Origin of the sequence: Martelella alba (genome assembly GCF_006516955.1) — a bacterium.
GTDB classification, from domain to species: Bacteria; Pseudomonadota; Alphaproteobacteria; order Rhizobiales; family Rhizobiaceae; genus Martelella; species Martelella alba.
In genome coordinates this window covers 142,293-167,302 of record NZ_VHLG01000011.1, presented here as the reverse complement: position 1 = coordinate 167,302, position 25,010 = coordinate 142,293, and the positions used below count along the sequence as shown (strand labels likewise).

Genomic DNA, 25,010 nt, shown 5'->3' with positions numbered 1-25,010 from the left:
AGCACGGCACAACAGTAAATGATTTGACAACTATCAAGTGTTGTGTCGGATATTTAAAACTTTCTTTATTGACTCCAGATTTCTTCGGGTGAAACATTTACTGCATCGACGTCATCAACCAGGAAACGCCAATGCACCGCAATATGTTGTTCCGGACCGTACTGCTGTCCTCCGCATTCACCGCCGCCGCTGTTTTTTTCGCGGGCTCCGCTTCAGCGCTTGAATATCCTATCGGCGAACCGCAGGAGGCCGGTGGCATGGAAGTTGCCGCCGTTTACCTGCAGCCGATCGCAATGGAGCCGCCCGGCATGATGCGCGCTGCCGAAGACAGCGACGTGCATCTGGAGGCTGACATTCATGCGGCACGGGATAATGAAAACGGCTTCGCCACCGGAGACTGGATGCCCTATCTGGTCATCAGCTACACTTTGACCAAGGATGGTGCGACGGTCTCGTCCGGGCCGCTGATGCCGATGGTTGCCTCTGACGGGCCGCATTACGGCGACAATGTCAAGCTGGACGGACCTGGCGAATATCATCTGGTCTTTGCCATTGCACCGCCGGATGGCATGGCCTTTGGCCGTCACGTGGATGAGGAAACCGGTGTCGCGCCCTGGTTTGCGCCGTTCGAAACAGCCTATGATTTTGTCTATACCGGGGTGGGCAAGAAGGGTGGCTACTGATCGTCTGCACCATCAGGGCCGGTTCGCCGGCAGCGGCCTTGCCGCTGCCGGCCTGGCGATCGCTGTTGCTGGATTTTCAGGTCCTGCTGCAAGCGCCGATGATCCCGTTTTCACGATTACTTTTGATGACGGGGTTGTTGCTCCGCAGCGTCTTGAGGTCCCGGCCGAGACCCGGTTTGAGATCCAGCTGATCAACAACGGGGCCACGCCAGCGGAATTTGAGAGCATTCCGCTGCGCAAGGAAAAGGTGATCGGGCCGGGGGTCACGACCTTCATTGTGATCAAGTATCTCGATCCCGGCGAATATGCCTTCTTTGATGATTTCCACCCTGATGCCGCACCGGCCGTGCTCGTCGCGGTCGAACCGGAGGACTGACATGTTTGCATCCATTGCCTTTGTTGTCTGGCGTGAAAGCGTCGAGGCACTGCTGGTGATCGGAATTCTCGATGCCTGGCTGGTCAGTCAAAAGATCGCGTCGCGGCAGCCGCGCCTTTATCTATGGGCGGGCGTCGGTGCGGGTATCATCGTCGCCGGGCTGCTGGCGGCAGTGCTTCTCGTGCTGGGGGACGGTCTTTCGGACGATGCCCAGACCATCTACCAGACCGTGATCGTGCTTGTCGCTGCCGGATTGATCCTGCAAATGGTGTTCTGGATGCGCTCTCATGCCCGTTCCATGCGGCACGACCTGGAGACGTCGCTTGAAGGTGCGGTTGCCGCCAGGCGCTGGTGGGGCGTGTTCCTGCTGGCACTGGTGGCCGTGGCGCGCGAAGGCAGCGAAACGGTTGTCTTTCTTTACGGCATCCTCTCCGCCGGCGTGCTGGGATCGGTTTTTTCGGGTATCCTTGCCGGGCTTTGCGGACTTGTGTTCGCCATTTTCACCTATGGTCTTCTGATGGCCGGCAGCCGGATCATTTCTTGGCGGGTGTTTTTCCGCATCACCGAGATCCTGCTTCTGTTTCTCGCCTGCGGCCTGTTGATGACCGGCGTCGATGGTATGATCGATCTCGGCTTGCTGCCGCGTCTGTCACGGAGCCTGTGGAACAGCAATGCGTTGCTGTCGGATGGCACATCGGCCGGCGGCTTCTTCGCCGCGATGACGGGCTATCGTGCCCGGCCAAATCTGATGGAACTGCTTGCCTTTTGCGCCTATTGGTTGGTTGTCATCGCAATTGTCTATCGTCCGCGACGGCGGACTGCGATCGCCGGATAATACACTGAAGACGAGAGCAACAGGGGGCTGGCGCAGCGATGCGCCGGCCTTTTTGTGCGCCGTTCAATGCTGTGCCTGTCGAAAGAAAGCCTGGAGGTGCTCGCACGGCTGGTGCGGGACGGCCGTATCGCCTATAAAGCTGATAAACGCCAATTGATTTGGTCCTAAAGACATTTCCTGAATTTTGGGGGGCGGCATTGAAGGATATTCTCGTTCGCAACATCGTACCGATCGGCGGGGTCCTGCTGTCGGCGGGCGCAATCTCGATTGGATGGTACTGGGTTCTGATCCTGACCATCCCGGTCATGAGCCTTGCGGCCTATGACCTGTTTCAGTCGCAATGGACCATCACCCGCAATTATCCCGTGGCGGGGCGTATTCGCTGGGGGGCGCTCAAGCTCAGGCCCTTTATCCGCGCCTATGCGGTGGAGGATGATACCCATGGCACGCCCTATTCCTATGCAGCGCGCCAGCTGATCAAGACCCGTGCCAATGGCGAACCCGATACGATCCCTTTCGGAACCGAACGCGACACCTATGAGGAGCCGCATCACTGGGTGTGTCATTCGATGAGCCCGGAACCCAACCCGGACCAATCACCGCGTGTTCTTGTTGGCAATGAGCAGTGTTCCAAACCTTATTTCGCCTCTGTTCTGAATATCTCGGCGATGAGCTTCGGTTCGCTCTCGGCCAATGCGATCCGGGCGCTGAATATCGGTGCGCGGATGGGCGGTTTCTATCATGATACCGGCGAAGGCGGTGTCAGCCGCTACCATCTCGAACATGGTGGTGATCTTGTCTGGGAAATCGGCTCCGGCTATTTCGGCGCACGCGACAAGGATGGCAAGTTCGATCCCGCCATGTTTGCCGACAAGGCCAAGAATGATCAGGTCCGCATGACCGAGATCAAGCTGTCACAGGGTGCCAAGCCCGGCCATGGCGGCATGCTGCTGGCGGCCAAGGTAACGCAGGAAATTGCCGCCGTGCGCGGTGTTCCGGCCCATGAGAACTGTCTGTCGCCGCGTTCGCATTCGGCGTTTTCCACGCCAGCGCAGCTTCTGGAATTTGCGGCAAAGATGCGTGATCTTTCGGGAGGCAAGCCGGTTGGCATGAAATTCTGCGTCGGGCAGCCGCATGAACCATTCGCGCTAGTCAAGGCGATGCACACGACCGGCATCTATCCCGATTTCATCGTCATTGATGGCGCCGAAGGGGGCACGGGTGCCGCGCCGCTGGAACTGGCCGACTGGGTCGGCATGCCGCTCTGGGACGGGCTGCTTCTGATGCGCAATGCGCTCGTCGGCGGCGGCGTGAAGAAGCATGTGCGCCTTGCCGCCAGCGGCAAAGTCTTCTCCGGCATGGGGCTTGCCCACAATCTGGCGCTCGGCGCCGACTGGTGCAACGCGGCCCGCGCCTTCATGATGTCGGTTGGCTGTATTCAGGCGCAACGCTGCCACGAAGGAACCTGTCCGACCGGCGTTGCGACGCAGGATAAATGGCGTCAGCGGGCGCTGGTGCCGGAAGAGCAGGGGCGTCACGCGGCCCGTTTCCACAAGAAAACCCTGGAGGCGCTTGCCGATATCGTGGCGGCAGCGGGCTTCAAGCATCCTCAAGATCTGCAGCCGCATCACCTGATGCATCGTGTCGGTTCGTCTGGAACGATCTCGCTCGACAAGTTGCATCCTTTCCTGCCGGAAAATGTCCTGCTGGAAGATCCCGACAGCACGATTTACGGCGACTGGTGGCGGGCGGCGAGTTCCGACAGCTTCCGCCCCGTCGAGGATCTCGTCAACATCCGTGCAAGCGTTCAGGCATAATCAGCACTGCTTTCCTGTTGAAGCCTTAAGTCCGGCCAATGCACTTGGCCGGACTTTTTGTTGCAACCTTTTCTCTGTGCGAAAATATTTGCCACGTAAACCAAAGCGATTGACATATATCATTTGCAACCAGAATAGTGGGTCATGCGGCCACGCAGCGTCGTGAAAAAGGCCTGACAGGGGAGGCTGCCGCAAGATGTGAGCGCGTACAGCATAAAGGGGAATAATAATGGCAATGCGACGCGAGATTGGCCTTATGGGCCTGACATTTGTCGCCGTGAGCGGCGTTTTGGGATCCGGGTGGCTGTTCGCGCCGCTCGATACGGCACAGATGGCCGGTCCCGCTTCCTTGATTTCCTGGCTGATCGGTGCGGTGGCAATGCTGCTGATCGCACTGACCTATGCCGAGATTGCGACACTCTTTCCAATCGCCGGTGGTCTGGCCCGTATTCCGCAATTCTCACATGGGCGGCTTCTGGCGCTTGCCATGGGGTGGAGTGCATGGGTGGGCTATTGCACCACGGCCCCGATTGAGGTGAAGGCCTCGCTTGGCTATGCATCATCCTATCTCCCGTGGCTTACCAATGCCTCCGGCAATCTGACGGTTGAAGGCATGTTGGCGGCAGCGGCCTTTCTGGCGGTGCTGACTGTGGTCAACCTGTTCGGCGTGACATGGTTTGCCCGGCTGAACACGGCGATGACCTGGTTCAAGCTGATCGTGCCGCTGATTTTCGTGGTGGTGGTGATTGCCTCGCGCTTCGAGCCGGGCAATTTCACCAATGCGGCGGCAGGCGGTTTTGCGCCCTTCGGCACGGCCGGCATCTTTTCTGCCGTTGCCACCGGCGGCGTGGTCTTTGCCTTTATCGGCTTCCGTCATGCCATCGATCTCGCGGGAGAAGTGCGCAATTCCCAGCGTGTTATCCCATTGGCGCTGATCCTCTCGGTACTGATCTGCCTGTTTGTCTATATCGGCCTCCAGCTTGCCTTTATCGGCGCACAGAGCCCGGCGGATCTTGCCGGCGGCTGGGCCAAGCTTGAGGCCTCGCATCATCTGGGGCCATTGGGTGCACTGGCGACTTCGCTCGGCGTTTTGTGGATGGTGAGCCTGTTGAATGTCGCAGCGATCGTGTCACCGGCCGGCAGCGGTCTTGTGTCGACCAGCTCCAATGCGCGACTGGCGCTTGCCATGTCGAACAATGGCGTGTTTCCGCGCCTGATCGCCAGGCTGAATGTCTGTGGCGTTCCGGCCTGGGCGCTGCTGCTCAACTATGTGGTCGCGCTGGCCATGCTGATCCTGCTGCCCTTCAGTGCGATCCTGGCGTTGAATGGTTCAGCTGTTGTTCTGTCCTTCATTGCCGGGCCGGTTTCCATGGTGGCGTTCCGCATGCTGGTGCCGGGCGCGCATCGGCCTTTCCGTGTGCCGGCAGTCAAGACAATTGGCGCCGCCGCCTTCATCATTGCGACGCTGATGATCTACTGGTCCGGATGGAGCACGATGTGGCTGCTGGATCTGCTTCTGGCCATCGGCGCTGCCCTGTTCTTCATTCGCCTTGCTTTTATCGGGCGCGAGGATCTGGAGCCGCAGAGCGCGATCTGGTTCGGTATCTATATGGTTGGGCTGACGGTGCTGTCTTATTTCGGCGGTTATGGCGGTGGCATCGGTGTCGTGCCGCATCCGGTCGACAGTATCATTGCCGCTGTGTTCTCGCTTGCAATGTTCTTCATGGCGGTGAAAGCGCGGATCTCACAGGACATGTTCAACCGCTTCATGCATGAACAGAAGGTCTATGAGCGCGAGGAATATGGCCGCGCCGATGATGAGGACCAGATGGTGAGTTCTCACTAAATGCTGAGATGGCTGGAGGCGGCGCGGTCTTGCCTGGTTGTCGCCTCCGGAACAAGCCTGGCCCTCAGACGTTTTATCTTTCCCCGTGCAACAAGCGCAGGGAAAGCTGGCTGAAGGGAGGAATGCATGACTGCAAGACAGATCATCGGGACCGTCTGCCTGATCGGAGCTGCGGTATTCTTCCTCTCGGGATTTTCCCTTCCTGACGATCCGCCCGTTCCGCAAAGGCGGCCTGCGTTGGAGGCCGTCTCGCCGCCCGCCTCTGCAGGTGATGCGGCGGTGACGCTGGAGGAAACACCGCCGGTCCCGGATGCGCGAGCCGATAACCCGCCGGAAAACGCTGCGGAGCCCCCTCAAACGACACCGCCGCCAGCCGAGGATGCTGAAGCCTATGCTGCCTGTCTTGCCGATCTTTCAGAACTTGGCGCTGTCTTCGAAGAGGTTGCGCCGATCGCCGGCGATGGTGGTTGTGGTATCGCCAGACCAATCATGCTGAAACAGGTCGCGCAAGGGATTGCCTTCAAGCCCGAAGGGCCGATGCGCTGCAAGACGGCGCTGGCGCTGGCTGGCTGGGCGAAAGGCTTTGTCGATCCTGCTGCCCATGCGGCTTTCGGCCCTTCGGTTGATCTCACCGCGATCAATCAGGCCTCGACCTATGCCTGCCGCAGCCGCAATAGTGTTGCCGGCGCTAAGATTTCCGAACATGCCAAAGGCAATGCGGTGGATATCCGGTCGCTCGAATTTTCCGATGGAAGTGAGGTGATCCTCAAGCCGCGCAAGACCGACAGCGCGCTGATCGGTGCTTTTCAGCGCACCGCAAGTGCTTCGGCCTGCCTTTATTTCTCGACCGTCCTCTCGCCCGGCAGCGATGCGACCCATCAGGATCACATGCATCTGGATGTGATGGCGAGGAAGGGCGGATATCGCTATTGCCGCTGACCGCCCTCAGCTGGTGATGATCCATTCCTTGGCAGCGGCAAGCTGTTCCATCGGAAAGATTTTGACCTTGGCGGGTATCATGAAGCCAAACAGATGCGCCAAACGGCCGTAAGCCGTATGGTCGGTAACGATGGCGATGCGTTCGAAATCAAAGAAATGGCCGAGACCATATTTGGTGTCGTCCCACATCGCCCCTGCATCAGCGCCTTCAAAACTTTCCGCAATCACGCAGAGGAAGCGGCCCTTGCCATTGGCCAGCATGCCGTCCATGGCGGGAATCAGTGCATCCTCGTAGTCGTCCGAAGTCAGTGTACCGGTCAGTGAAATACCAAGGCAGTTGTCAGGTAAGTCGGGAATGAACGAAATCATCAACCTGTCCTCCAGCGTTGTCCCCCGGGACAGTATAGCCGGTTTTATGGGCTTTTGGCGCAAATTTGCTGTCGAATTTTAACATGACAAATTCGCCCATCTTAATACTTTACCTTTTTTGTCATGTTTTGTAAGCTCGGTCCATCGACATGGAATGCCGCAGTGATGGAGGGCAGGATGGCGAAGAAGAACAAGCGCAGAAACGACATACGGAAAGAGGCGACCGAGCTGGTCGCGCCGATGGCCGCGACAGAGGACGGGCTTTCCGGCCGCAGTTTTCTCTATGTTGGCGGGCGTGATTGCCAGGTTGCCCATCTGCGCCAGATAGCCGAGAGTTTTGGTGCGGAGCTTCTGCATCATGATGGCGGTCTGCGCGAAGCGGTCTCGCGGATTGATCGTGTGCTGCCGTCAGTCGATTGTGTTTTCTGTCCAATCGATTGCATAAGCCACGACGCCTGTGTCCGGGTGAAATCCGGCTGCAAGAAGTTCGGTAAGGCTTTCGTTCCGCTCAGAAACGGTTCAAAATCCTCTCTTGAGCGCGCATTGCAGACCATGAGTGAGCGCGACAATTGATCAGGGCCGGGTTTGAGGGGCGGTGTAGCTGCCTGATTGGCCTGCACCGCGTAACCGGCTTCAATGCCGATGGAACGCTTGCCTTGCCATTACTTGGACTTGCCGGGGAGCATTGCTGCGCTGCGCGGGAATCCGCCAAGATCCTGGCCTTTCCGAAACCGCAGCCGTGCCGCCGCCGTCATCGGGGCGGCGAGAGTGGCGACGTTATCAGCCTGAGCCTGGTGAAATCCGTCAAGCGCCGCCGCGCGCCGGGATCAGCGCCGCAACGGCGACCAGAACCCAGCTCAGGATGACGGACGACCCGCCGATGGGGGCGGCCAGGAAAAACAGGCTGGTTCCGGCGTAGGTCTTGGCGATAATATCGCCAGCAAAAAGCGCCGTTCCGAAAATCATCACAATACCGGCGGCAAGCGCTGCCTTGATGCGTCCGGAAAGGATTGCAAGGCCAATCAGGGCCGGGCCATGCGCCAGGCAGATGAGCGCTGCTGATTGCAGCATCGGATTGCTGCCATGATAGGCGGCAGCGGCAAGGGCAACGCCTGATGCGCCGATAAGGCCGGCAAAAAACAAAAGGATACGGCCGGGCAGGGCGAGGGCGGGCATGCGGTCAGACCTTGTTTTGCATATGGTGGGCAAGCCGCTCGATCGGCGGCAGAATGATGTCGTAAAGGCGCTGATTGTCGACCACCTCGCCAAGCGCCTGACGGAAGCATAGCAGCCATTCATCGCGCTCCTCCGGTCCGATCGGCGCTGGCATGTGGCGCATTCTGAGGCGCGGATGGCCGTGCTTTTCCGTATAAAGCGGCGGGCCGCCGAGATAGCCGGTCAGGTAATCGTAGAATTTGGCTTCCGATCCTGTGAGATCAGCCGGGTGGATGGCGCGGCAATGGCGGGCTTCTGGCAGCGTATCCATCAATTCATAGAAACGTTTCGTCAGGCGTCTGACGGCCGCTTCGCCACCGATTGCATCGTAGAGACTGATGGTTTCCAGCTTTTCCATATGGGATCCTGATTGGTGAACGGCGTTCAGCCGGGCACACAATGAAGCGCAATCTGCTTTTCTTCAAGGTCTTCGCGCAAGGTGGCGTCAAGTTCGTCACCGGTGAAAACGGCGTGAAACGTATTGAGCCCGGTCAGAAAATGCAGGCCCGGCCGGCCGAATTTGGTGTGATCGGCCATCAGGACACAGCGTTCCGCCGATGTGACCATCAGTCGCTTGGTCTGCACCACTTCGGGGTCCTGGTGAAAGGCTTCGCCGCGATAGACGGCCGAGACGGAGATGAAGCTGAGATCGGCTCTCAGCCCGCGCAATGCGTCCTCGGTCAAAAGGCCGAAAAAGCCGTTGAACTTGCTCGAATATTGCCCGCCAAGCGCCAGAAGCTCGATACCTGCCATCCCGGCAAGGTCGGTAATGACGGTGAGATTGTTCGAAATCACCGTCAGCGGCAGGTGTTCTGCCATGTGCCGGGACAGATTGGCGGCCGTTGAACTGTCATCGATGATCAGCGTCATGCCGGGTTCGATCAGTCGGGCTGCGGCTTCTGCCAGGCGTGCCTTTTCGGTGGCGGCCATTTTGCGGCGGTAGCGAAAATCGGCCTGAAACATCGCTGAAGACTGCACGGATGCGCCGCCGCGCACCTTGCGTAACTGCCCTGCCGCCTCCAATTCGTCCAGATCACGGTGCACGGTCATTTTCGATACGGCGAAGCGCTGGGATAGCGCCTCGACACTTGCTGCACCCTTTTCCATCAGCAGTTCCATCATCGCCTGGCGTCGCTGTTCCGCTTTCAAAAGGGGCTCCTGTGTGACCTGATTTGATGTAACACAACATTAGGTGCGAAATATCACATCTATAAACGGTTAAAATAACATAGAATGTGATATTTATAAAACCATATTGTGATTTTTATCCAAGACACTATTATTCGACAAGAATGCGGGTCCGGTTTGGGCGATCATGGCAGTCTTCTTGTCGATCCTCGCCCGAAGCCGGGCAGGCGTACTCATTTCAGGAGGTCATTTGAATGGCACGCATCACACTCAGGCAATTGCTCGATCACGCGGCGGAATACGGCTATGGCGTTCCAGCTTTCAACATCAACGATATGGAGCAGGGGCTTGCCATCATGGCAGCTGCCGACAAGACTTCCTCTCCGGTGATCATCCAGGCTTCACGCGGCGCCCGCGCCTATGCCAATGACGTGGTGCTGGCCAAGCTGATCGACGGTCTTGTGGAGATCTATCCGCATATTCCGGTCGTCATGCATCTCGACCATGGCAATAATGAAGCGACCTGCGTCACCGCTCTGCAGCACGGTTTCACCTCGGTGATGATGGACGGATCGCTGAAGGGGGATGGCAAAACGCCTGCCGACTACGCTTATAATGCTGGTATCACCCGCCGCATTTCCGACATGGCACACTGGGCCGGTGCTTCCGTTGAAGGCGAGATCGGTGTTCTCGGATCGCTTGAGACTGGCGAAGGCGAGAAGGAAGATGGCCACGGTTTCGAGGGTAAGCTCGATCACGACCAGCTGCTGACTGATCCCGCCCAGGCCGTGCAATTCGTCAAGGATACGCAGGTCGACGCACTGGCCGTTGCCATGGGCACCAGCCACGGTGCCTATAAATTCACCCGCAAGCCGGATGGCGAAGTGCTGGCCATGGGCGTGATCGAGGAGATCCATCGCCGTCTTCCCGATACACATCTCGTCATGCATGGCTCTTCATCCGTGCCTGAGGAACTGCAAGAGATCATCAACAAGTATGGCGGCGAGATGAAGCCGACCTGGGGTGTGCCGGTCGAGGAGATCCAGCGCGGTATCAAACATGGCGTGCGCAAGGTCAATATCGACACGGACAACCGCATGGCCATGACCGGTGCCATCCGCAAGGTCTTTGCTGAAAACCCCTCTGAATTCGACCCCCGCAAATATCTCAAGCCTGCCATGGAAGCCATGACCAAGCTCTGCATCGCGCGTTTCGAGGCTTTCGGCACGGCTGGCAATGCCGGGAAAATCAAGCCGATTGCACTTGCCGATATGGCGAAACGCTACGCCGACGGTTCGCTGGCTCCGAAGATCGGCTGAGTTTTCACCTTATCAATGCACTGACCCGTCATGCTCCGGCATGGCGGGTTTTTCATGGGCGCATTGACGGGTTTATTAGAGCGTTTCAGTCACAGGCAGCTGAGTTTGAGCGCAAGCCCGCCTGCAGCAAGATGCTGATCGTCGCTCAGCGCAACTGGAACCAGCTGCACTGTGATCTGCAATAGGCCTCGGGCGAGGGGAGGCTGCCGATGCCGGGGCTTATGCGGCCTCGGCATTGACTGGCAGGAAGACCTGCACCAGCATGCCTTCATTCGGCACGGCCTGAACGGTGAAGGTGCCGCCGAGGCTTTCAACCAGCTGGCGCGCATGGGCGATACGGGCGTTTTCAGGTTCGGCGGTCTTTCCGGTCGCCGTTGCGGCTGCCGGGCGGCGGCGGACCGGCGCAATCCCATTATCACGGAAACGCAACAGCGTTCCGCCATCCGGGGCGCGGGCGGTGGATACTACGACCTGGCCACCGGCAGGGGTGAAATGAACGGCTTCGTAAAGCAGGTCGAGGGCGATTTCCTTCAGCCGTTCGGCATCGGTCAGCGTGTCAGTCAGTCCGGGGGAGAGTGCAGCGCGAATGATGATCCGCCGGGCATTGGCGCGCGGCTGCACCATGCTCACGCTTTCGGCGATCACATCATTGATGCCGGAGGCCGACATGAGCTGGTCCTCCGTCATCTCCGGTGACGGGGTCTCACCGAGGATGTCGCCAACGGCGTTACGGGCCTGACGGCTTTTTTCCGAAACTTCGCGGGCAATCTCCTTGTAACGCTGATCGCCGAGCGTTCCATAGGGCTCATGGCGCAGCGTGTCACCAAGGGCAATAATGGCATCAAGCGGCATTTTGAGCTCAAGCTTCAGCATGGTGAGAAAGCTTTCCCGCTCCTGCTCGATACGGGTCACACTGCGGCGTGCGGCGCGAAGGTCATCTTCACGCCGTTTCCATTCGGAAATGTCGCGCAGCACAGCGCAGGCTCCGCCCGAACGCGGCAACCGCCCGAGCGTCATCACCAGCGGCAGCAGGCCGCCACCTGTCTCGCGCCCCATGACCTCACAGCCCTCATGCATCAGCGCCAGCGACTGCCCGTCGATCACCCGGTCAAGATAGTCCTCGATGTCATGGCGCGATTCTTCGGCAAAGAGCACGGTAAAGCGCTTGCCGTGAACCGTTTCGCTTTCGCGGCCGAAAAGGCCAAGGGCGGAAGCGGAGAGCGAGCTGATCCGTCCGTCGGCATCAATGATGACGATGCCGTCCGTCGTCGTATCGAGGATGGCCTGCAGCGCTTCGTCGTCTTCGTCATGAGCATCGAAAACGGCTGCGGCAACGGACGGTGCGGCAAGGTCGTTACTGGACACGGCAAGGAGCGCATGATCGCTCGGCTCGGTCCTGAGCGTCATCGACAGGGCGCGGCCGTCTTCGAAGCGGATTGATTGCAGATGCAGCGAAACCGGCAATGCGGTGCCGTCGGCGCGCATCAGAACCAGATGATTGCGGGCATCACGCTGGAGTAGATGATCCGGCCCGCCCGCAGCCGTGATTTCGTTGAGTTCCCTAAAGCCGCTCAGCGCCAGCATGGCAGGATTGGCATGGGTGAAATGGTCTCCGGACTGGATCAGCACAGCGTCCGGCAGGGCATCAATGGATGCGCGGTCAAGGGCCGGCCTGTCGGTGCGCTTTTCCGCTACAGCCGCGGTTGCCTCGCTGCCTGCAAAATGGGTCACCGTGCGCCTGAGGACCGGAGAGCGCTTTTCCTGTGTCTCCGCGATGGCGGCCTGTGGTCCGGATAGCGTCAGGGCGATTTCATCGAAGGCCTGGCGCTCGGCATCATTCAGGCCGGGAGTTGGGCGCTGGTCGGTTGTTACCAGGGCGAGCCCGGTTGCGTCGGGATCCTGCCGGGTATCGCCGATGCGGGCGAGGCCGAAACCGCGAAAGCCATTGAAGGCGCGCTTGCGGGAAAAGCTGGGCAAGGCTGCGAGATCGACCGGAATGCGCCTGTCCGTGCCGGCGACCGGCCACTCAACCGTTCGGCCGGACCAGGTGCTTGGCTGGGTCAGCAGGCTGGCGATCGCTGTTGCGCCGCTGACACCGATCTGGCTCTCGAGGTCTTCAAAGCGCAGCCCCACGATATCGGCGGCATCGACACCGACGGCATCGGTGAGTTCGCTAGAGACCTCGGTGAAACGTCCTTCGGCATCCGTACGCCAGACAAAGCGCAGAGGCCGTTTTGCAACAACGGGCATGGCAGCCGGTGCGGGAGCGGACCCGGCCTCCATCGTCGCAAAGCCCTCATCAATGGCGGCAATCATGTCGATCACGGAGCGGGACGTCGCTGGCAGCGGTGGCGCCTGGGTGATGTTTTCCGCAGGTTCCGGGTCGAACACCGGTTCGGCGTGTTCGCCGGAGACAAAGAGAATGAGGCGCTCGTCATCAAGCCAGGCGAGGCTCACGTGCCAGATGCCTGCCTGGGAACCGATGAGTTGCTGCAGACCGGGTGCATTGCTTTCCGGTAATGCCGCACTCATGGTTTCAAGGGTGGATGGGGCAAGGCCAATGGCGGAGAACCCCTGGCTTTCCTCAATGATCCGGCCATCATTGCCGAGGATCGCAAGCTGCGCTCCGTCTTCGGTAAAGCCGGCGGTCAGGCCGACGTTCGGCAGGCCAGGATCGGCATCGAAGACAAAAAAGTCGTCGCCGTCGACAGTGATCCGTCTCGCAAGAGCGGGAACGGCTGTACGGCGAAAACCGTCAAGGCGATGAATGGTGAAGTTACGGCTCTCGCCTGCATGGTCAAGGCCGCTGGCGGCGGCTGAAAACTGGCGAAGTGTGATGCTGTCGGGCGCAAAGCAGGCGCTTGTGGCTGCGGGAATGGTTTCATGGCCCAGCAAAGCTGCCCCTGCTGCATTGCAAAAGGCGATGCTGCTGTCGGCGCAGCGGATGGCAAAAAGCGTGTGACCAGCTGCAAAGGCTGCGCAGATCTGCGGATGAGTCGCGAAGTCGACAAAGGCAATCGGCTCGGTGGTCATGCTTTGGCACCCATATTTGCGTTTTCCGGACTTTCACCGGCCGGAAGCGCTCTTTCTGTTATCGGGCAGCCGGAGGGTCATCTCTCGCTTCCGCCCGTCTCTTAACCTATTCTTAATAATAGCATGAAGTCGCCGGGTCCAGATCGCCGGGCGCGCAATCGCTGGCCAAGGTTAATGCCGGAGGCCGTTTCAACAGCCCTGCCTGCCACCCGAAAGGTCGGGATCTGGTGGGGTGGGCAGGCGTTTCATGCACAATGAATTTGGTTATATGATGAAGAGGGGCTTGCAAAACGCTTCAAGTCCCTCTATGTCAGCCCGCGATGCATCACGCATCATCCTTGTGCGGTTGTAGCTCAGTTGGTTAGAGCGCAGGTTTGTGGCACCTGAGGTCGGTGGTTCAACTCCACCCAACCGTACCACTCTGTTTTTTCCGGTATTTAACGCATTCGCACATTGGCAAATCCGCCATTGGCGGGGCAGGCGTTCCTGTTCGTCTGGCGCTGTGGGTGACTGTTTCTATGCCTGGTGAATATACGCCTTCAGCTTTTCGATCGGCATCGGCTTTCCATAAAGCCAGCCCTGTATGATAAGCTCGGGATGGGCCGCAGACAAGCGATTGGCTTCGTCCTGCCGCTCGACGCCTTCGCAGATCAGTTTGACGTCAAGGGTATGCGCCAGTTCGAATATCTTGTCGACAACGGACATGCCGATATCGGTGCGCGTAGCCATCTGCACAAGCGACTGATCGACCTTGATTCCCGAAATCGGCAGATTGGCAATATAGGACAGGCTCGAATAGCCGGTTCCGAAATCATCGATAAAGATCTGAAAGCCGGCCTGTCTGACCTCCTGCATTCTGCGTGCGAGGTGTTCGTGGCTGGCCGTTGATCTCTCGGTCAGCTCAAGGGCGATCTGTTCAGGCAGAACCGAATGGCGGGCGGCCTGCTTTTGCATGAAGTCCAGAAAGTCTGGCTGAAGGAAGTCATCGGCGGTGACATTGATGCTGACATAGAGGCGCCTATCGGCCTGCAGATACGGTTTCATCTCCGTCAGCGCTTTCTTGGTGACGCTTTGTGTTATCTGATAGGACAGGCCAAGCGTTTCGGCGAGCTCTATAAAGTGGAAGGGGGAGATCAATCTGCCATCGACGTCGACCAGCCGAACGAGCGCTTCGGCACCGACAAGGCGCTTTGCCTGGTGATGCAGGATCGGCTGAAACAGCACCGCCAGGCGGTCTTCCCTGATGGCGCGTTTCAGCCGTTTCTCAATAGAGGAGCGGCCATTATCGACATAGGCGATCACCAGCCCGAGCCATGCACCCGTCAAGATTCCGGCAAGCGCCACGCCGAGGCTTTTCGATGTAGCAGCGCCGTAGAAGCCTTCGAGTCTCAGGCGCGCCACAACGCATATATCGAGCGGCGAACAGCTATAGAAAAAGCGATTACGGTCAAGATTGACAAGGCCGGGATTGATGGCGAGGTCTGCGCCCATATCTTTCGTTTCACCGAAACGCCGGAAAATATGCGAACCATCACGAGTCAGAACGACGATACCCAGTCCGGCCGGCAAATCCGAAACTGCATTGAAGGCATTGGGGGCTGTAATGACGGCACTGTCTTCGAACGCGGCGATATCGACGGCAAGGCCACCAGGCAGAATGCCAGCCTTTTCACGCCATAGGGCGGTGTGGGTTTCAGCGGCGATGTGGTCGGGTGGCGGCAGCAGGGCCGGCTCATTCAGGCGTCCCCAAATGGCTGTGCAGACGAGGCGGCCTGCCGAAACCCGACCGACATCTTTCAGGTATTCGGCTGCAAACGCCACTTTGCGCAATGCTGTCAGATCGGCGTCGGAACAGATTTCACCGGTTTTCTGGTTCAGTAGAGTAAGCGTGTCGGAACTTTCCTTGCCGACTGAATAGGCCTGCCGAAGCACAAAGCTGCCGTAATGTCTGACCGTCGTTTCCGCAGCATAAATCTGTGACAATGCAAAGGCGCAGAGAAACAGGATCGCACCGCCAAGCGCGCAGGCTCCTATCAATAAGCGGTAACGCCAGAAAAGCGTCATCCGATCTGCTCCCCATTCAGACCCAGGCCGACTATCTGTGCCTGCTTTGGCAGGCAGTTACAAGTCCTCACTGCCCGGCCGTCTCTTTCATTCGTCCTTTGCCTTGGGGGGAACCCGCAGGGCGGTCATTTGAAAACAGGTCGCGGGCTGATATCGGCAAATTCCGCAGGCCAAGACGGATATTTCAGTCCGATGGCATCCGGCAGTGCATGGAATTTCAATGTCTATCGTGCCGATATTCAAGTCAAAACAGACAGAATGTCATTTTCATTGACGGTGTGAATTGTAGAAAAAAATGTAATATAAATATTTTCCCTATTGCCCTCTCTATCTGGATTCATTTTAAAGTAAGTACTCATCGAATGCGGAGAATGACGTCCGAGGTTATACCGGATTGTCAGGGGATGTGTGTATGATACAGAAAAAGAGAGGCGGCTTTACTGTCGGTGTTGCTGCAAGGCAATCATCGCGGCAGACGGAAAAGGCGAAGGTGCGGTTTGTTGCGTCATCGATACTCTTCCAGTCAACTGCGCTTCTCGGCACACTGGCGGGCGTGCCACTTCCGTTTTATTCACGCGGCTACAGCCGTGCCTATGCACAGTCGAACTGTTCGCCGTCCAGTGTAACGACAGAGACCGGCTCGAATATCAATTCTGATCAGTTCTCACAGAGAAATGGTGATATTGCTGCCGAGACGATCACCTGTACGATTGATGCGGGCAATCTGACCACATCGCAATATGCCTATGGCGGCTCCTACATGGCCGTGATCCGCCCCGGCGAGGGCGGCGGCAATGACGATACCTATCGCGGCCACATCTATTCCGTTCATTCCAACTGGGGTTGGACCGGCCTCGGTCTGTCGATCACCAACAATGCCGATATTGCGGTGACTGAGGCTGCTGCCACCGAACTTCTGATACAGCCGGGCGATGGCATTTCCGTCGGCGATCTGAAGATTGCAAAGACGCAGACGGCAGGTCTCAGTGCCGTTTCGCTCGGTGCGCTCAACTGGAGCGGCTCGGATGACATGATGGAAACCGGCGCCGGCAACGGCGGTGATATCAAGATCATCAGTTCGGGTGACGTTTCAAGTACGGTCGGTGGTGGCATCCTCGCCCTTTCCAAGGGCGGGACGTCCAAACATGCCCACGATACCGGAAAAGCCTATGGCGGTGCGGCCGGGGCTGTGTCGGTGCATTCGACCGGGGTTGTTTCCGGTACTACTTTTGGTATCGCCGCGCTCAGCATTGGCGGTCCTTCAACCTATAGCAGTGATGATGATCTGGCCGGCGGTGGCACTGCGCATGTTGCCTCCGTCTATGCGGGCAATTCAGTTTACGCCACGGTGAGCGGGCCTGCGATCATTGCTGCCTCTTATGGCGGCAATACGCCCTATAATACCAACCAGTTTGGGGATAACGTCACCGGAGGCGACGGTGGCAGCACCTGGGATCTGGAGTTATACAACCCGGTTGCCACGATCACGCTTGGCAGTTCATCCAAAGCGATGACGGGAACCATTTCGACGCAATTGGCCGGTGCGGTGCGTTTTTCGACCGTCAATGGCGAGGTGCAGTTGACGCGCAAAACCGGTGCTGCGCTGCTGGCGATTGCCCGTGGAGGCGATGGCCTGTCGCGTGATGGCAAGCTGGCGCCGTGGGGCGGGCTGGCCGGTCCGGCTGAAATCAATGTCTATGGTGCGTCGTCAACGAAAATTCTGACCTATGGCGACAACTCGCCCGCAGTTCATGCCCTCAGCCAGGGCGGAACATCCTATCAAAGCGGCAAGAAGGACAACGAACAGCCGGGAGGCTATTCCTACGGCGCCAGCGCCAGCATCACTGGCGGGGGCCAGATCAGCACCTCGGGCGCCTATTCCTCGGGCATCATTGTCCAGTCGCTCGGCGGCGGCGGAACATCGAGCTACAAGCATACCGAGGGCATTGGCGGCGAGGCAAAGGCGGTTACGGTCACCAATGATTTCGCCATCACCACCAAGGGCGCGCATTCGCACGGCATCATCGCCCAGTCGGCTTCGGCGGTCGCCAGCGGTGGTATTCTCATTTACGCCAGCAACAATGCCATGACACTTGGTGATACGAGCGCGGACGGGTCTACCAGCGGCGATGTCACGGTTACCAATGCGGGCGTGATCAAGGTCTATGGCGTCGATTCCCATGGCATTATGGCCCAGTCCATCGGCGGCGGCGGTGGCGCATTGTCTTCGACCGGCACATTGGCGACGACCAGCTATTCAACCGGCGAAGCGGTGACCAACCCGAACGGGGGCCAGACGGTCGGCGGGCAAAGTTCGGGCTCGGTTGCCGCGACGGTGACGGTGACCAACAAGGCTGCGATCTTGACCTATGGTGGCTATGCCTCGGCGAATACGGCGGCGGCCAGTACCGATTCTACCGATCTCGGTGGCGGCATCGCCATCCTGGCTCAGTCGATCGGCGGAGGCGGCGGCACCAATGATGGCGGCGGGGCGAGTGGTTCAATCGGCGCTGGGACGAGCGGCAGTTCGGACGGTGCCGGCAGTGATGGCGGTCATGTCTATATTCACAACTATGCCAATCTGACGACGGTCGGGTCGGAAGCCCATGGCATTGTCGCCCAGTCGGTTGGCGGCGGCGGTGGTCAGGGGCGTAACAAGAAGGGCCTTTTTCACACGGTCGGCGGTGCAGGTGGTCCCGGCGGTCAGGGCGGCCATGTGTTCGTGCGTCTGGAAGAGGGTGTCGTCATTCAGACCAAGGGCGATTATGCCTCCGGCGTGATTGCCCAGTCGGTCGGCGGCGGCGGCGGTGTCGGCGGCCAGGCGACAGCCTGGGGCATCGGCTTTTCCAGTGCCACCGGCGGTGCAGGCGGCGCTGGCGGTGATGGCGGCAATGCCCAGGTCACCCAGTTCGGCAGCACCAGCCAGATCGTCACCTCCGGCGACCATGCAACGGCCATGCTGGTACAGTCGATCGGCGGCGGCGGCGGTGTCGGCGGCAATGCCAAGTCCACCAGTGCCAGTATCGGCATCGGCATTTCCATTGCCCATGGCGGCTCCGGCGGTCAGGGCGGCGACGGTGCTTACGCGCTGGCCTATGTTAATGGTGCCGTGGCGACCAGTGGCACCGATGCCGATGCGATCGTCGTGCAATCGATTGGCGGCGGTGGCGGCAATGGCGGCCAGGCCTCGGCCAAGGCGATCACGGCCGGCGTTCCCATCGATGAAGAGGGCAACACCCTTTCGCTTTCCGTGTCGGTTGCCCATGGTGGAACTGGCGGTGATGGTGGCAATGGCGACCTTGCCATTGCCCATGTCTATGACGGCGCTTCGGTCGTGACCAAGGGGGATGGTGCGGCCGGTCTTGTCGTGCAGTCGATTGGCGGCGGCGGCGGCAATGGCGGTGATTCAACCGCCAGCTCGGTTGCCAAATCCATTACATCCTGGCTGGCAGAGGGCGAGGAAGATGTCGGTGAAGGCGCTGATTTTGCCGTTTCGGTCGATGTTGCTTTGGGCGGCAAGGGCGGTTCGGGTGGCATTGGCGGAATGGCGAATGTGTATGTCTATGGACAGGTTCAGACATCGGGGGACTATGCCGATGGCGTTCTTGCCCAGTCGATTGGCGGCGGTGGCGGCAATGCTGGCACCGGTTCGGGTTCAACCAAGGCCTCCAAGGGGATTGAAACCGCAGCGCTCAACATCTCGATGGGCGCTGATGGCGGCGCGGGCAGTTATGGCAATATCGTCAGTGTCGGTCTTGGCTCAAGCGCGGCGAAAGTGACCACCACGGGACATGTGTCGCGTGGCATTTTCGCGCAGTCGATCGGCGGTGGCGGTGGCGCCTCCTCGGGCAGCGGCGGCATGGGGGATGCCGACTGGGCGCTGACCATTGGCCTCGGCGCCAAAGGTTCCGGCGGCGGCGATGGCAGTGCGGTCCATGTCTGGAGCAAGGGCACGATTACCACCAGCGGCGACTGGTCGGATGCCATTCTGGCCCAGTCGATCGGCGGCGGCGGCGGCGCTGCGGGTTCAGGCAAGAGCTCGCTTTCGATCAAGCAGGATGAAAGCGATGATGATGGCGGTGATGATGCCGAAACGGTGGCCGCGACAGCCACCAGTGATGATGGCGGCGGCGATGATGGCGGCGATGACAGTGACAGCAAGCTGACCTTCAACGCCACCATTGGCACATCCGGCGGACAGGGGGGTAATGGTGGCACCATCACCATCGGCCGGGATATTACCAATTCGAATGCGGTTGTGGGAACGGGAACGATCCGCACCTATGGCACCATGTCGTCCGGCATTGTTGCCCAGTCGATCGGCGGTGGCGGCGGTGCGGTTGCCGTTTCCTCGGGCAGTGACGATTCCGATGATGCGGATACGGGCTCAAGCGGCAGTTCATCGGATAGTTCAGACTGTGACACCTCGGATAGTTCCAGCTCCGACGACAAGGATAGCTGTGCGTCCCTGAAGATCGGCGCATCCGGTGGCGATGGCGGCGACGGCGGTAATGTGAGCGTCTATGCCAGCAACGTCTATACGGGCGGATTTTCAGCAAATGGTGTGGTTGCGCAGTCGATTGCCGGCGGCGGCGGTGTCGGCTTTTCTTCCGGGCTCGCTGTCTCGAAGGTCAATATCAAGTTAGGCGGCTCATCGAACGGCAATTACGGCTATGCCGGAACCGTTACCGTCCAGACGCTTGCCGATACCCAGATCGTGACGAAGGGCGATGCCTCGCAGGCGATCATTGCCCAGTCGATCGGCGGCGGCGGCGGGCTTGCAGGCGTGGCGCTCGGCACTGAGACATCGGTCAATGATGATACGATCAAGGATGTTCTCAGCGTAACACTCGGTTCCGGCAGTGAAGCGGGTTCGGCCCATGGCAAGGCGGTGACGGTCAACCATTATGGTGCGATCCACACCTATGGCACGCGTTCGGTTGGCATTGTGGCCCAGTCGATCAGCGGCGGTGGTGGTTTCATCACGGCTGATGCGACGGTGATGGACAGGATTTCCTTCGTCCAGAAGCAGGCGCCGAACAGCGCCGGTCATGCCTATGTCAACCTCAAGGGCGGTTCTTCGATTGTCACCAGCGGTGATGGGGCCTTTGGCATTCTGGCGCAGACGGTGAGTGGCGGTGGCGGCGTTGCGGCGGATCTGGCGCAGCGGCTCAATGCTTTCTACGGCTATTACAACAACCCCAAGGCCAAGGGCTCCGACTATTACTATGCCGACGACGGCAATTCGGAAACGGTCGGTGTTGCGAATGTCTCGCTCGATGCGGATACGACGATTTCGACGACCGGCAAATACGCCCATGGCATTGTCGCCCAGTCGATAGGCGGCTCCGGCGGCATCTTCACCCGCAATGGCAAGACCTATGCCGGTACGCTCGGGCGCTTCAACAACAAGGAGGACGGCAAGACGAGCGGCAATTCGCAGTCGGGCGGGCTGGTTGTCACCGTTGGTGGCAAGGTTACGGTTGCAGATCCGACATCCTGGGGCGTCTGGGCGCAGACCACGGGCGAGACGCTGACCGTCAATGTGTCGAACGGAGGCTCGATTTCCGGCTCGACGGCGGCTGGATCGAGCGACGATTACACCGGTGGTGCGATCTACACATCGCAGGCCAACAAGACAACGGTCACGATCAACAGTTTCAGCAATGTCACCGGCAATATCGTGCAGCATAAATTTGACAGCACGAGTTCAGCTGCCAATGGCGTGGTGCAGACTTCGGCGATAGCAGGCACCGGCATGTTCCTCAATCAGGGAACCGGTACGTTTGTGACCGGTGCGATTGCCGATATTGATGCCATCGTCAATGCGGGCACCATTGATCTGGGGGGCGCCTGGAATACGGTCGAGACCCGGATTACCGGCGATCTCGTCGGTGTCGGCACGTCCGATCTTGGCAGTGCTTATGATGCAGCGAGCCTGGGGCTTTCGACTGATTTCAACGCCTTCAGCTATTATAGCGGCGACCAGAAACAGACCTGGCGCAGTGCGAAATCAAGCCGCGGCGGCCTTCTCGCCAGCCTTGATGTCGACATGGAAAAGGGGGCCGGTGACAGGCTGCATGTGGAAGGCGATTTTGCCGGTCGCTGGGGCGTTGATGTCAATGCCAATGCGCTGTTGCCGAATACAAGGGCTGAGTTCCTGAAGGTCGATGGCGACGATCTTTCCGAACTTTCGATCCTGTCATCGACAGTGTTCAGTTTCTCCGATGTTACGACCTCATCTGACGGCTGGGTCGGGTTCTCCGTGGCCAGCGCTGATTTTACCGGAACCGGCGTTGCGCTCGGCCGCAATGCGACCTCGGCCGCGGGCGCCCTGCAGCAGGCCTGGGACAGGCTTGCCGATGGCCGGGCGAGCGAAGTCTTCTTTGGCGATGACAAGATCTCGCTGGGGCAGGTCTTTGGCGCCTTCCATCAGACAACACCGGAGACTTTCTCTGATATGCTGCTGACCGTTGCGTCGCAGACCGCCGCTGCGCCACTGGCGGATTCGCCCGCAGCGGCGATTTCTGCGGCCAACAGCGTGCTTTCCTGTCCGGCCTTTGAGACGTCCGGTGTGATGACTGACGAAGGATCATGTGTCTGGACGCGTGTGCTTGGTGGCGGTTCGACCCAGGACGACAATGGTGACCTGAAGGGCTATCAGAAATCTATCGGTGGCTTCCAGGCTGGCGGTCAGGCTGATATTGGCGGTGGCTGGTTCCTCGGCACCAGCCTGGCCTATGGCGATAGCTGGTTCCGCAATGATGCCGGTACGCAGAAGCTTGATCAGGAATCGTTTACCGGCGCGATCGCGCTGAAAAAGGAGATCGGCCCCTGGCTGTTCGGTCTTGTCGGCGGTGCCGGCTATAACTGGGGTGAATCGAAGCGCTATATCAATCTCGATACCCTGTCGGCGACGGCCAAGGGATCGCCGGATTCGGCCATGTTCTTTGCCCGCGCCCGCGCATCCTATGAATTTGCCTTCAGTGACGCCTATTATATGCGCCCGAAGGTGGATTTCGACGTCATCAACATGCAGCAGTTCAGCTACAACGAGACCGGCGCGGGCGCCCTCAACCTGATGGTCGACGGCAATTCTGATACCGCCTTCGGTGTCACGCCAGGGGTTGAGTTCGGTGCCCGCATCGCCTTTCTGGAGGATATGCCGGCACGGCTCTATGCTGATCTCGGCGTTTCCTTCCTGTCCACCGATGAATGGGAAACGACGGCACGCTTCGCCGGCATTTCTTCCATGGACAGCTTCTCCACCTTCACGCCGATTGCCGATACGGTCGGGCGTGTCTCGCTCGGCCTTGATCTCGCAAAGCGGCAGGGCATGGAGATCAAGCTGCAATATGACGGCAGCTTCGCCAAGGATTATCAGTCCCATATCGGCTCGTTGCGGTTCAGTTACCGGTTTTGAGCATCGGCTTCAGGATAAACGGGGCAGTAATTCGTCATGTCCGGGGTCGTACTCCGGACAATATGTATCTCACGCATGCGCGATAAAGGGTGGTCTTTATCTGGGGAAACGTTTTTTGATGCGGTGCAATATTTCTCTTCATTTGGATGTATATATATTGTCTTCATTAATTTAATGAATTCAATTACCCTTACTTTGGGAACATGGTCAAAGCTTGGGGGTGGCAATGCAGACGGAATATGACGGCTATCTGCCATTTTTTATTACGGGGCCGGGGCAGACCGATGTTCTGCTCGTGGCGATGATTATTCTGACGCTGGTCATCGTGCTCCTGATCGGGGTGTTTTACCTTCATCTTCATGCGCTGCCGGAACGGATGGCGCACAGAAGCAACAGCATTCAGCTGCAACTGGTCGGCATTCTCGCGCTGTTGTCGCTTTTTACCCATAACAACATCTTCTGGGTCGCAGCCCTTTTGATTGTCGCGATCCGCATTCCGGACTTTCTCACGCCGATGGTTTCCATGGCGCGCTCGCTGAACCGCATCGCGCGGAGCAGGCCGCGTCCGGCGGCGGCCGTCACAGCGCCGCCTGAGGCCCCGCCGCCGGACGCGCTGCGATCGGCTGAAAAATCCGAGCCTGTGGTCATGGCCACCGCTGAGGCTGGAGAAGCGGGCGGTATGAAGAAGGAGGACGGCGATGCTTGAATTATTGTTCTGTTCGATCTTCACCATCCTGCCGGACTATCTTTACCGGCGTTACCGGCAGAACAAGCGCTTCGGCCAAGAGATCAATCTCTTCACGGTCTGGTATGAGCTGAGATGGGGCATTACCGGCTGTGCCATGCTGACTGTCATCCTGATTGCTACAGTGTTCTTCTTTCATCCGACATCCACGGCCGTGACCTCGTTTTTCCGCACAGTGACGATCCTGCCGGACAGCCCCGGACGGGTGACGGCGGTTCATGTGAAAAGCGGCGATCTGGTGCATGATGGCGACGTCATTTTCACGCTGGACGACCGGCAGCAGCAGGCAAGCGTTGATGCCGCGCGTGAAAAGGTCGCCAATGTCGAAGCGCAGCAGGTGGTCGCCGGGCAGGATCTTCAGGCGGCGATTGCATCGGTGGCGCAGGCCCGCAGCGTTCTCGCTCGCATCCAGACCGAGCTTGATCGCAATCTCGGCCTGCAGGCGAAGAATTCCAATGCTGTCGCGCAACAGGTGATCGATACGCTGAGCGGCCAGGTTGAGGAGGCGAAGAGCGCCATCGATGTCGCAATCGCCAGACAAAAGGCGATCGAGGCGCATATCGAGACATTGCTGCCGACGGAAAAGGCCAGTGCGGAAGCGTCGCTTCGAGAGGCAGAGGTCGCGCTCGACAAACGCAGCATCCGCGCCAGCATCTCAGGGCGGATCCAGCAGTTCCAGCTTCGCCCCGGCGATGTGGTCAATCCCTTCGTTCGTCCTGCTGGCATTCTTGTGCCCGAGGAACAGGAGGGCGGGCAGTTTATTGCCGGTTTCGGACAGCTGACGGCGCAGGTCATTCATCCTGGCATGATCGGCGAACTGGCCTGTGCCTCCCAGCCCTTCGCCATTATACCTATGGTCGTCGACAGTGTTCAGGATGTGATTGCCACTGGTCAATTCCGCCCGACCGACGAGCTGCTTGATCCCGCTGCGCGCACGGCCAATCCCGGCTCGGTTCTGGTGCGCATGCATGAACTCTATCCCGGGCAGGCCGCAAAAATCCCGCCGGGCAGCGCCTGTATCGCCAATGTCTACACCAATAATCATGACCTTTATGATGATCCGGATATTGGCGCGGGCAAGAAAATTCTGCTGCATGTGGTCGATACGGTCGGCGTGCTGCATGCTGCCATCCTGCGGATTCAGGTGCTGACGCTGCCAGTTAATCAACTGGTTTTCTCCGGGCACTGAGGGATGCCGCTGGCTTTTTAGGTTTCGCG

Annotated in this window: 17 protein-coding genes and 1 tRNA gene; 12 read left to right on the top strand and 6 right to left on the bottom strand. The window is 59.0% G+C overall.

What is annotated here, in order from left to right; all coding sequences use genetic code 11:
* Window positions 1-131 precede the first annotated feature (131 nt).
* From FJU08_RS16255 to FJU08_RS16230, 6 genes are all read left to right on the top strand, one after another.
* Window positions 132-683, top strand: coding sequence for an iron transporter (locus FJU08_RS16255; RefSeq protein ID WP_141150075.1), 552 nt, complete (start codon window positions 132-134; stop codon window positions 681-683).
* Window positions 673-1,059 (top strand): cupredoxin domain-containing protein, encoded by a 387-nt coding sequence (locus FJU08_RS16250; protein WP_407943717.1) that lies wholly within the window; start codon window positions 673-675, stop codon window positions 1,057-1,059. The genes FJU08_RS16255 and FJU08_RS16250 overlap by 11 nt, the downstream gene beginning before the upstream one ends.
* Window position 1,060: 1 nt before the next feature.
* Complete coding sequence (locus tag FJU08_RS16245) at window positions 1,061-1,894, top strand: FTR1 family iron permease (RefSeq protein WP_141150073.1); 834 nt, start codon at window positions 1,061-1,063, stop codon at window positions 1,892-1,894.
* 197 nt (window positions 1,895-2,091) lie between these two features.
* Window positions 2,092-3,711 (top strand): FMN-binding glutamate synthase family protein, encoded by a 1,620-nt coding sequence (locus FJU08_RS16240; RefSeq protein ID WP_141150072.1) that lies wholly within the window; start codon window positions 2,092-2,094, stop codon window positions 3,709-3,711.
* 229 nt (window positions 3,712-3,940) lie between these two features.
* On the top strand, window positions 3,941-5,557 hold the full coding sequence (locus tag FJU08_RS16235; protein WP_141150071.1) for an APC family permease: 1,617 nt from the start codon (window positions 3,941-3,943) through the stop codon (window positions 5,555-5,557).
* 126 nt (window positions 5,558-5,683) lie between these two features.
* Entirely contained in the window at window positions 5,684-6,496 is an 813-nt protein-coding gene (locus FJU08_RS16230) for an extensin-like domain-containing protein (RefSeq protein WP_141150070.1), read from the top strand.
* A 6-nt stretch (window positions 6,497-6,502) separates the two neighbouring features.
* Here FJU08_RS16230 and FJU08_RS16225 read toward each other — a convergent pair whose 3' ends face one another.
* Window positions 6,503-6,865 (bottom strand): SpoIIAA family protein, encoded by a 363-nt coding sequence (locus FJU08_RS16225; RefSeq protein WP_141150069.1) that lies wholly within the window; start codon window positions 6,863-6,865, stop codon window positions 6,503-6,505.
* Between the two features lie 240 nt (window positions 6,866-7,105).
* On the opposite strand from FJU08_RS16225, the gene FJU08_RS16220 reads away from it, so the two are divergent.
* On the top strand, window positions 7,106-7,438 hold the full coding sequence (locus tag FJU08_RS16220) for a DUF2325 domain-containing protein (RefSeq protein ID WP_235890754.1): 333 nt from the start codon (window positions 7,106-7,108) through the stop codon (window positions 7,436-7,438).
* 231 nt (window positions 7,439-7,669) lie between these two features.
* On the opposite strand, the gene FJU08_RS16215 is transcribed toward FJU08_RS16220, so the two are convergent.
* Genes FJU08_RS16215 through FJU08_RS16205 form a run of 3 tightly spaced genes read right to left on the bottom strand, consistent with a single transcriptional unit; the run spans window position 7,670 to window position 9,229 of the window.
* Entirely contained in the window at window positions 7,670-8,041 is a 372-nt protein-coding gene (locus FJU08_RS16215; protein ID WP_141150067.1) for a DUF423 domain-containing protein, read from the bottom strand.
* Window positions 8,042-8,045: 4 nt separating this feature from the next.
* Window positions 8,046-8,438, bottom strand: a complete 393-nt coding sequence (locus FJU08_RS16210) for a group II truncated hemoglobin (protein ID WP_141150066.1) — start codon at window positions 8,436-8,438, stop codon at window positions 8,046-8,048.
* A gap of 26 nt (window positions 8,439-8,464) precedes the next feature.
* Window positions 8,465-9,229 (bottom strand): DeoR/GlpR family DNA-binding transcription regulator, encoded by a 765-nt coding sequence (locus FJU08_RS16205; protein WP_141150065.1) that lies wholly within the window; start codon window positions 9,227-9,229, stop codon window positions 8,465-8,467.
* A gap of 233 nt (window positions 9,230-9,462) precedes the next feature.
* On the opposite strand from FJU08_RS16205, the gene fba reads away from it, so the two are divergent.
* Window positions 9,463-10,527, top strand: a complete 1,065-nt coding sequence (gene fba, locus FJU08_RS16200) for a class II fructose-bisphosphate aldolase (protein WP_141150064.1) — start codon at window positions 9,463-9,465, stop codon at window positions 10,525-10,527.
* A gap of 219 nt (window positions 10,528-10,746) precedes the next feature.
* Here the strand turns inward: fba and FJU08_RS16195 are convergent, their stop codons facing one another.
* Entirely contained in the window at window positions 10,747-13,560 is a 2,814-nt protein-coding gene (locus FJU08_RS16195) for a PAS domain S-box protein (protein WP_141150063.1), read from the bottom strand.
* Between the two features lie 342 nt (window positions 13,561-13,902).
* On the opposite strand from FJU08_RS16195, the gene FJU08_RS16190 reads away from it, so the two are divergent.
* Window positions 13,903-13,979 (top strand) — tRNA-His (locus FJU08_RS16190).
* 97 nt (window positions 13,980-14,076) lie between these two features.
* Here FJU08_RS16190 and FJU08_RS16185 read toward each other — a convergent pair.
* Window positions 14,077-15,624: an EAL domain-containing protein gene (locus tag FJU08_RS16185; RefSeq protein ID WP_141150062.1), complete on the bottom strand. Its 1,548-nt coding sequence runs from the start codon at window positions 15,622-15,624 to the stop codon at window positions 14,077-14,079.
* A gap of 412 nt (window positions 15,625-16,036) precedes the next feature.
* On the opposite strand from FJU08_RS16185, the gene FJU08_RS16180 reads away from it, so the two are divergent.
* The 3 genes from FJU08_RS16180 (at window position 16,037) to FJU08_RS16170 (ending at window position 24,981) form a co-directional block, all read left to right on the top strand.
* Window positions 16,037-23,047 (top strand): autotransporter outer membrane beta-barrel domain-containing protein, encoded by a 7,011-nt coding sequence (locus FJU08_RS16180; protein ID WP_235890752.1) that lies wholly within the window; start codon window positions 16,037-16,039, stop codon window positions 23,045-23,047.
* Window positions 23,048-23,273: 226 nt separating this feature from the next.
* A complete protein-coding gene (locus FJU08_RS16175) occupies window positions 23,274-23,753 on the top strand; it encodes a hypothetical protein (protein WP_181409882.1) in 480 nt (159 codons plus the stop codon).
* Window positions 23,746-24,981 carry an HlyD family secretion protein gene (locus tag FJU08_RS16170; RefSeq protein ID WP_141150061.1) on the top strand — a complete coding sequence of 412 codons (1,236 nt, stop codon included), beginning with the start codon at window positions 23,746-23,748 and terminating at the stop codon, window positions 24,979-24,981. Before FJU08_RS16175 ends, FJU08_RS16170 begins: the two co-directional genes overlap by 8 nt.
* Window positions 24,982-25,010 lie beyond the last annotated feature (29 nt).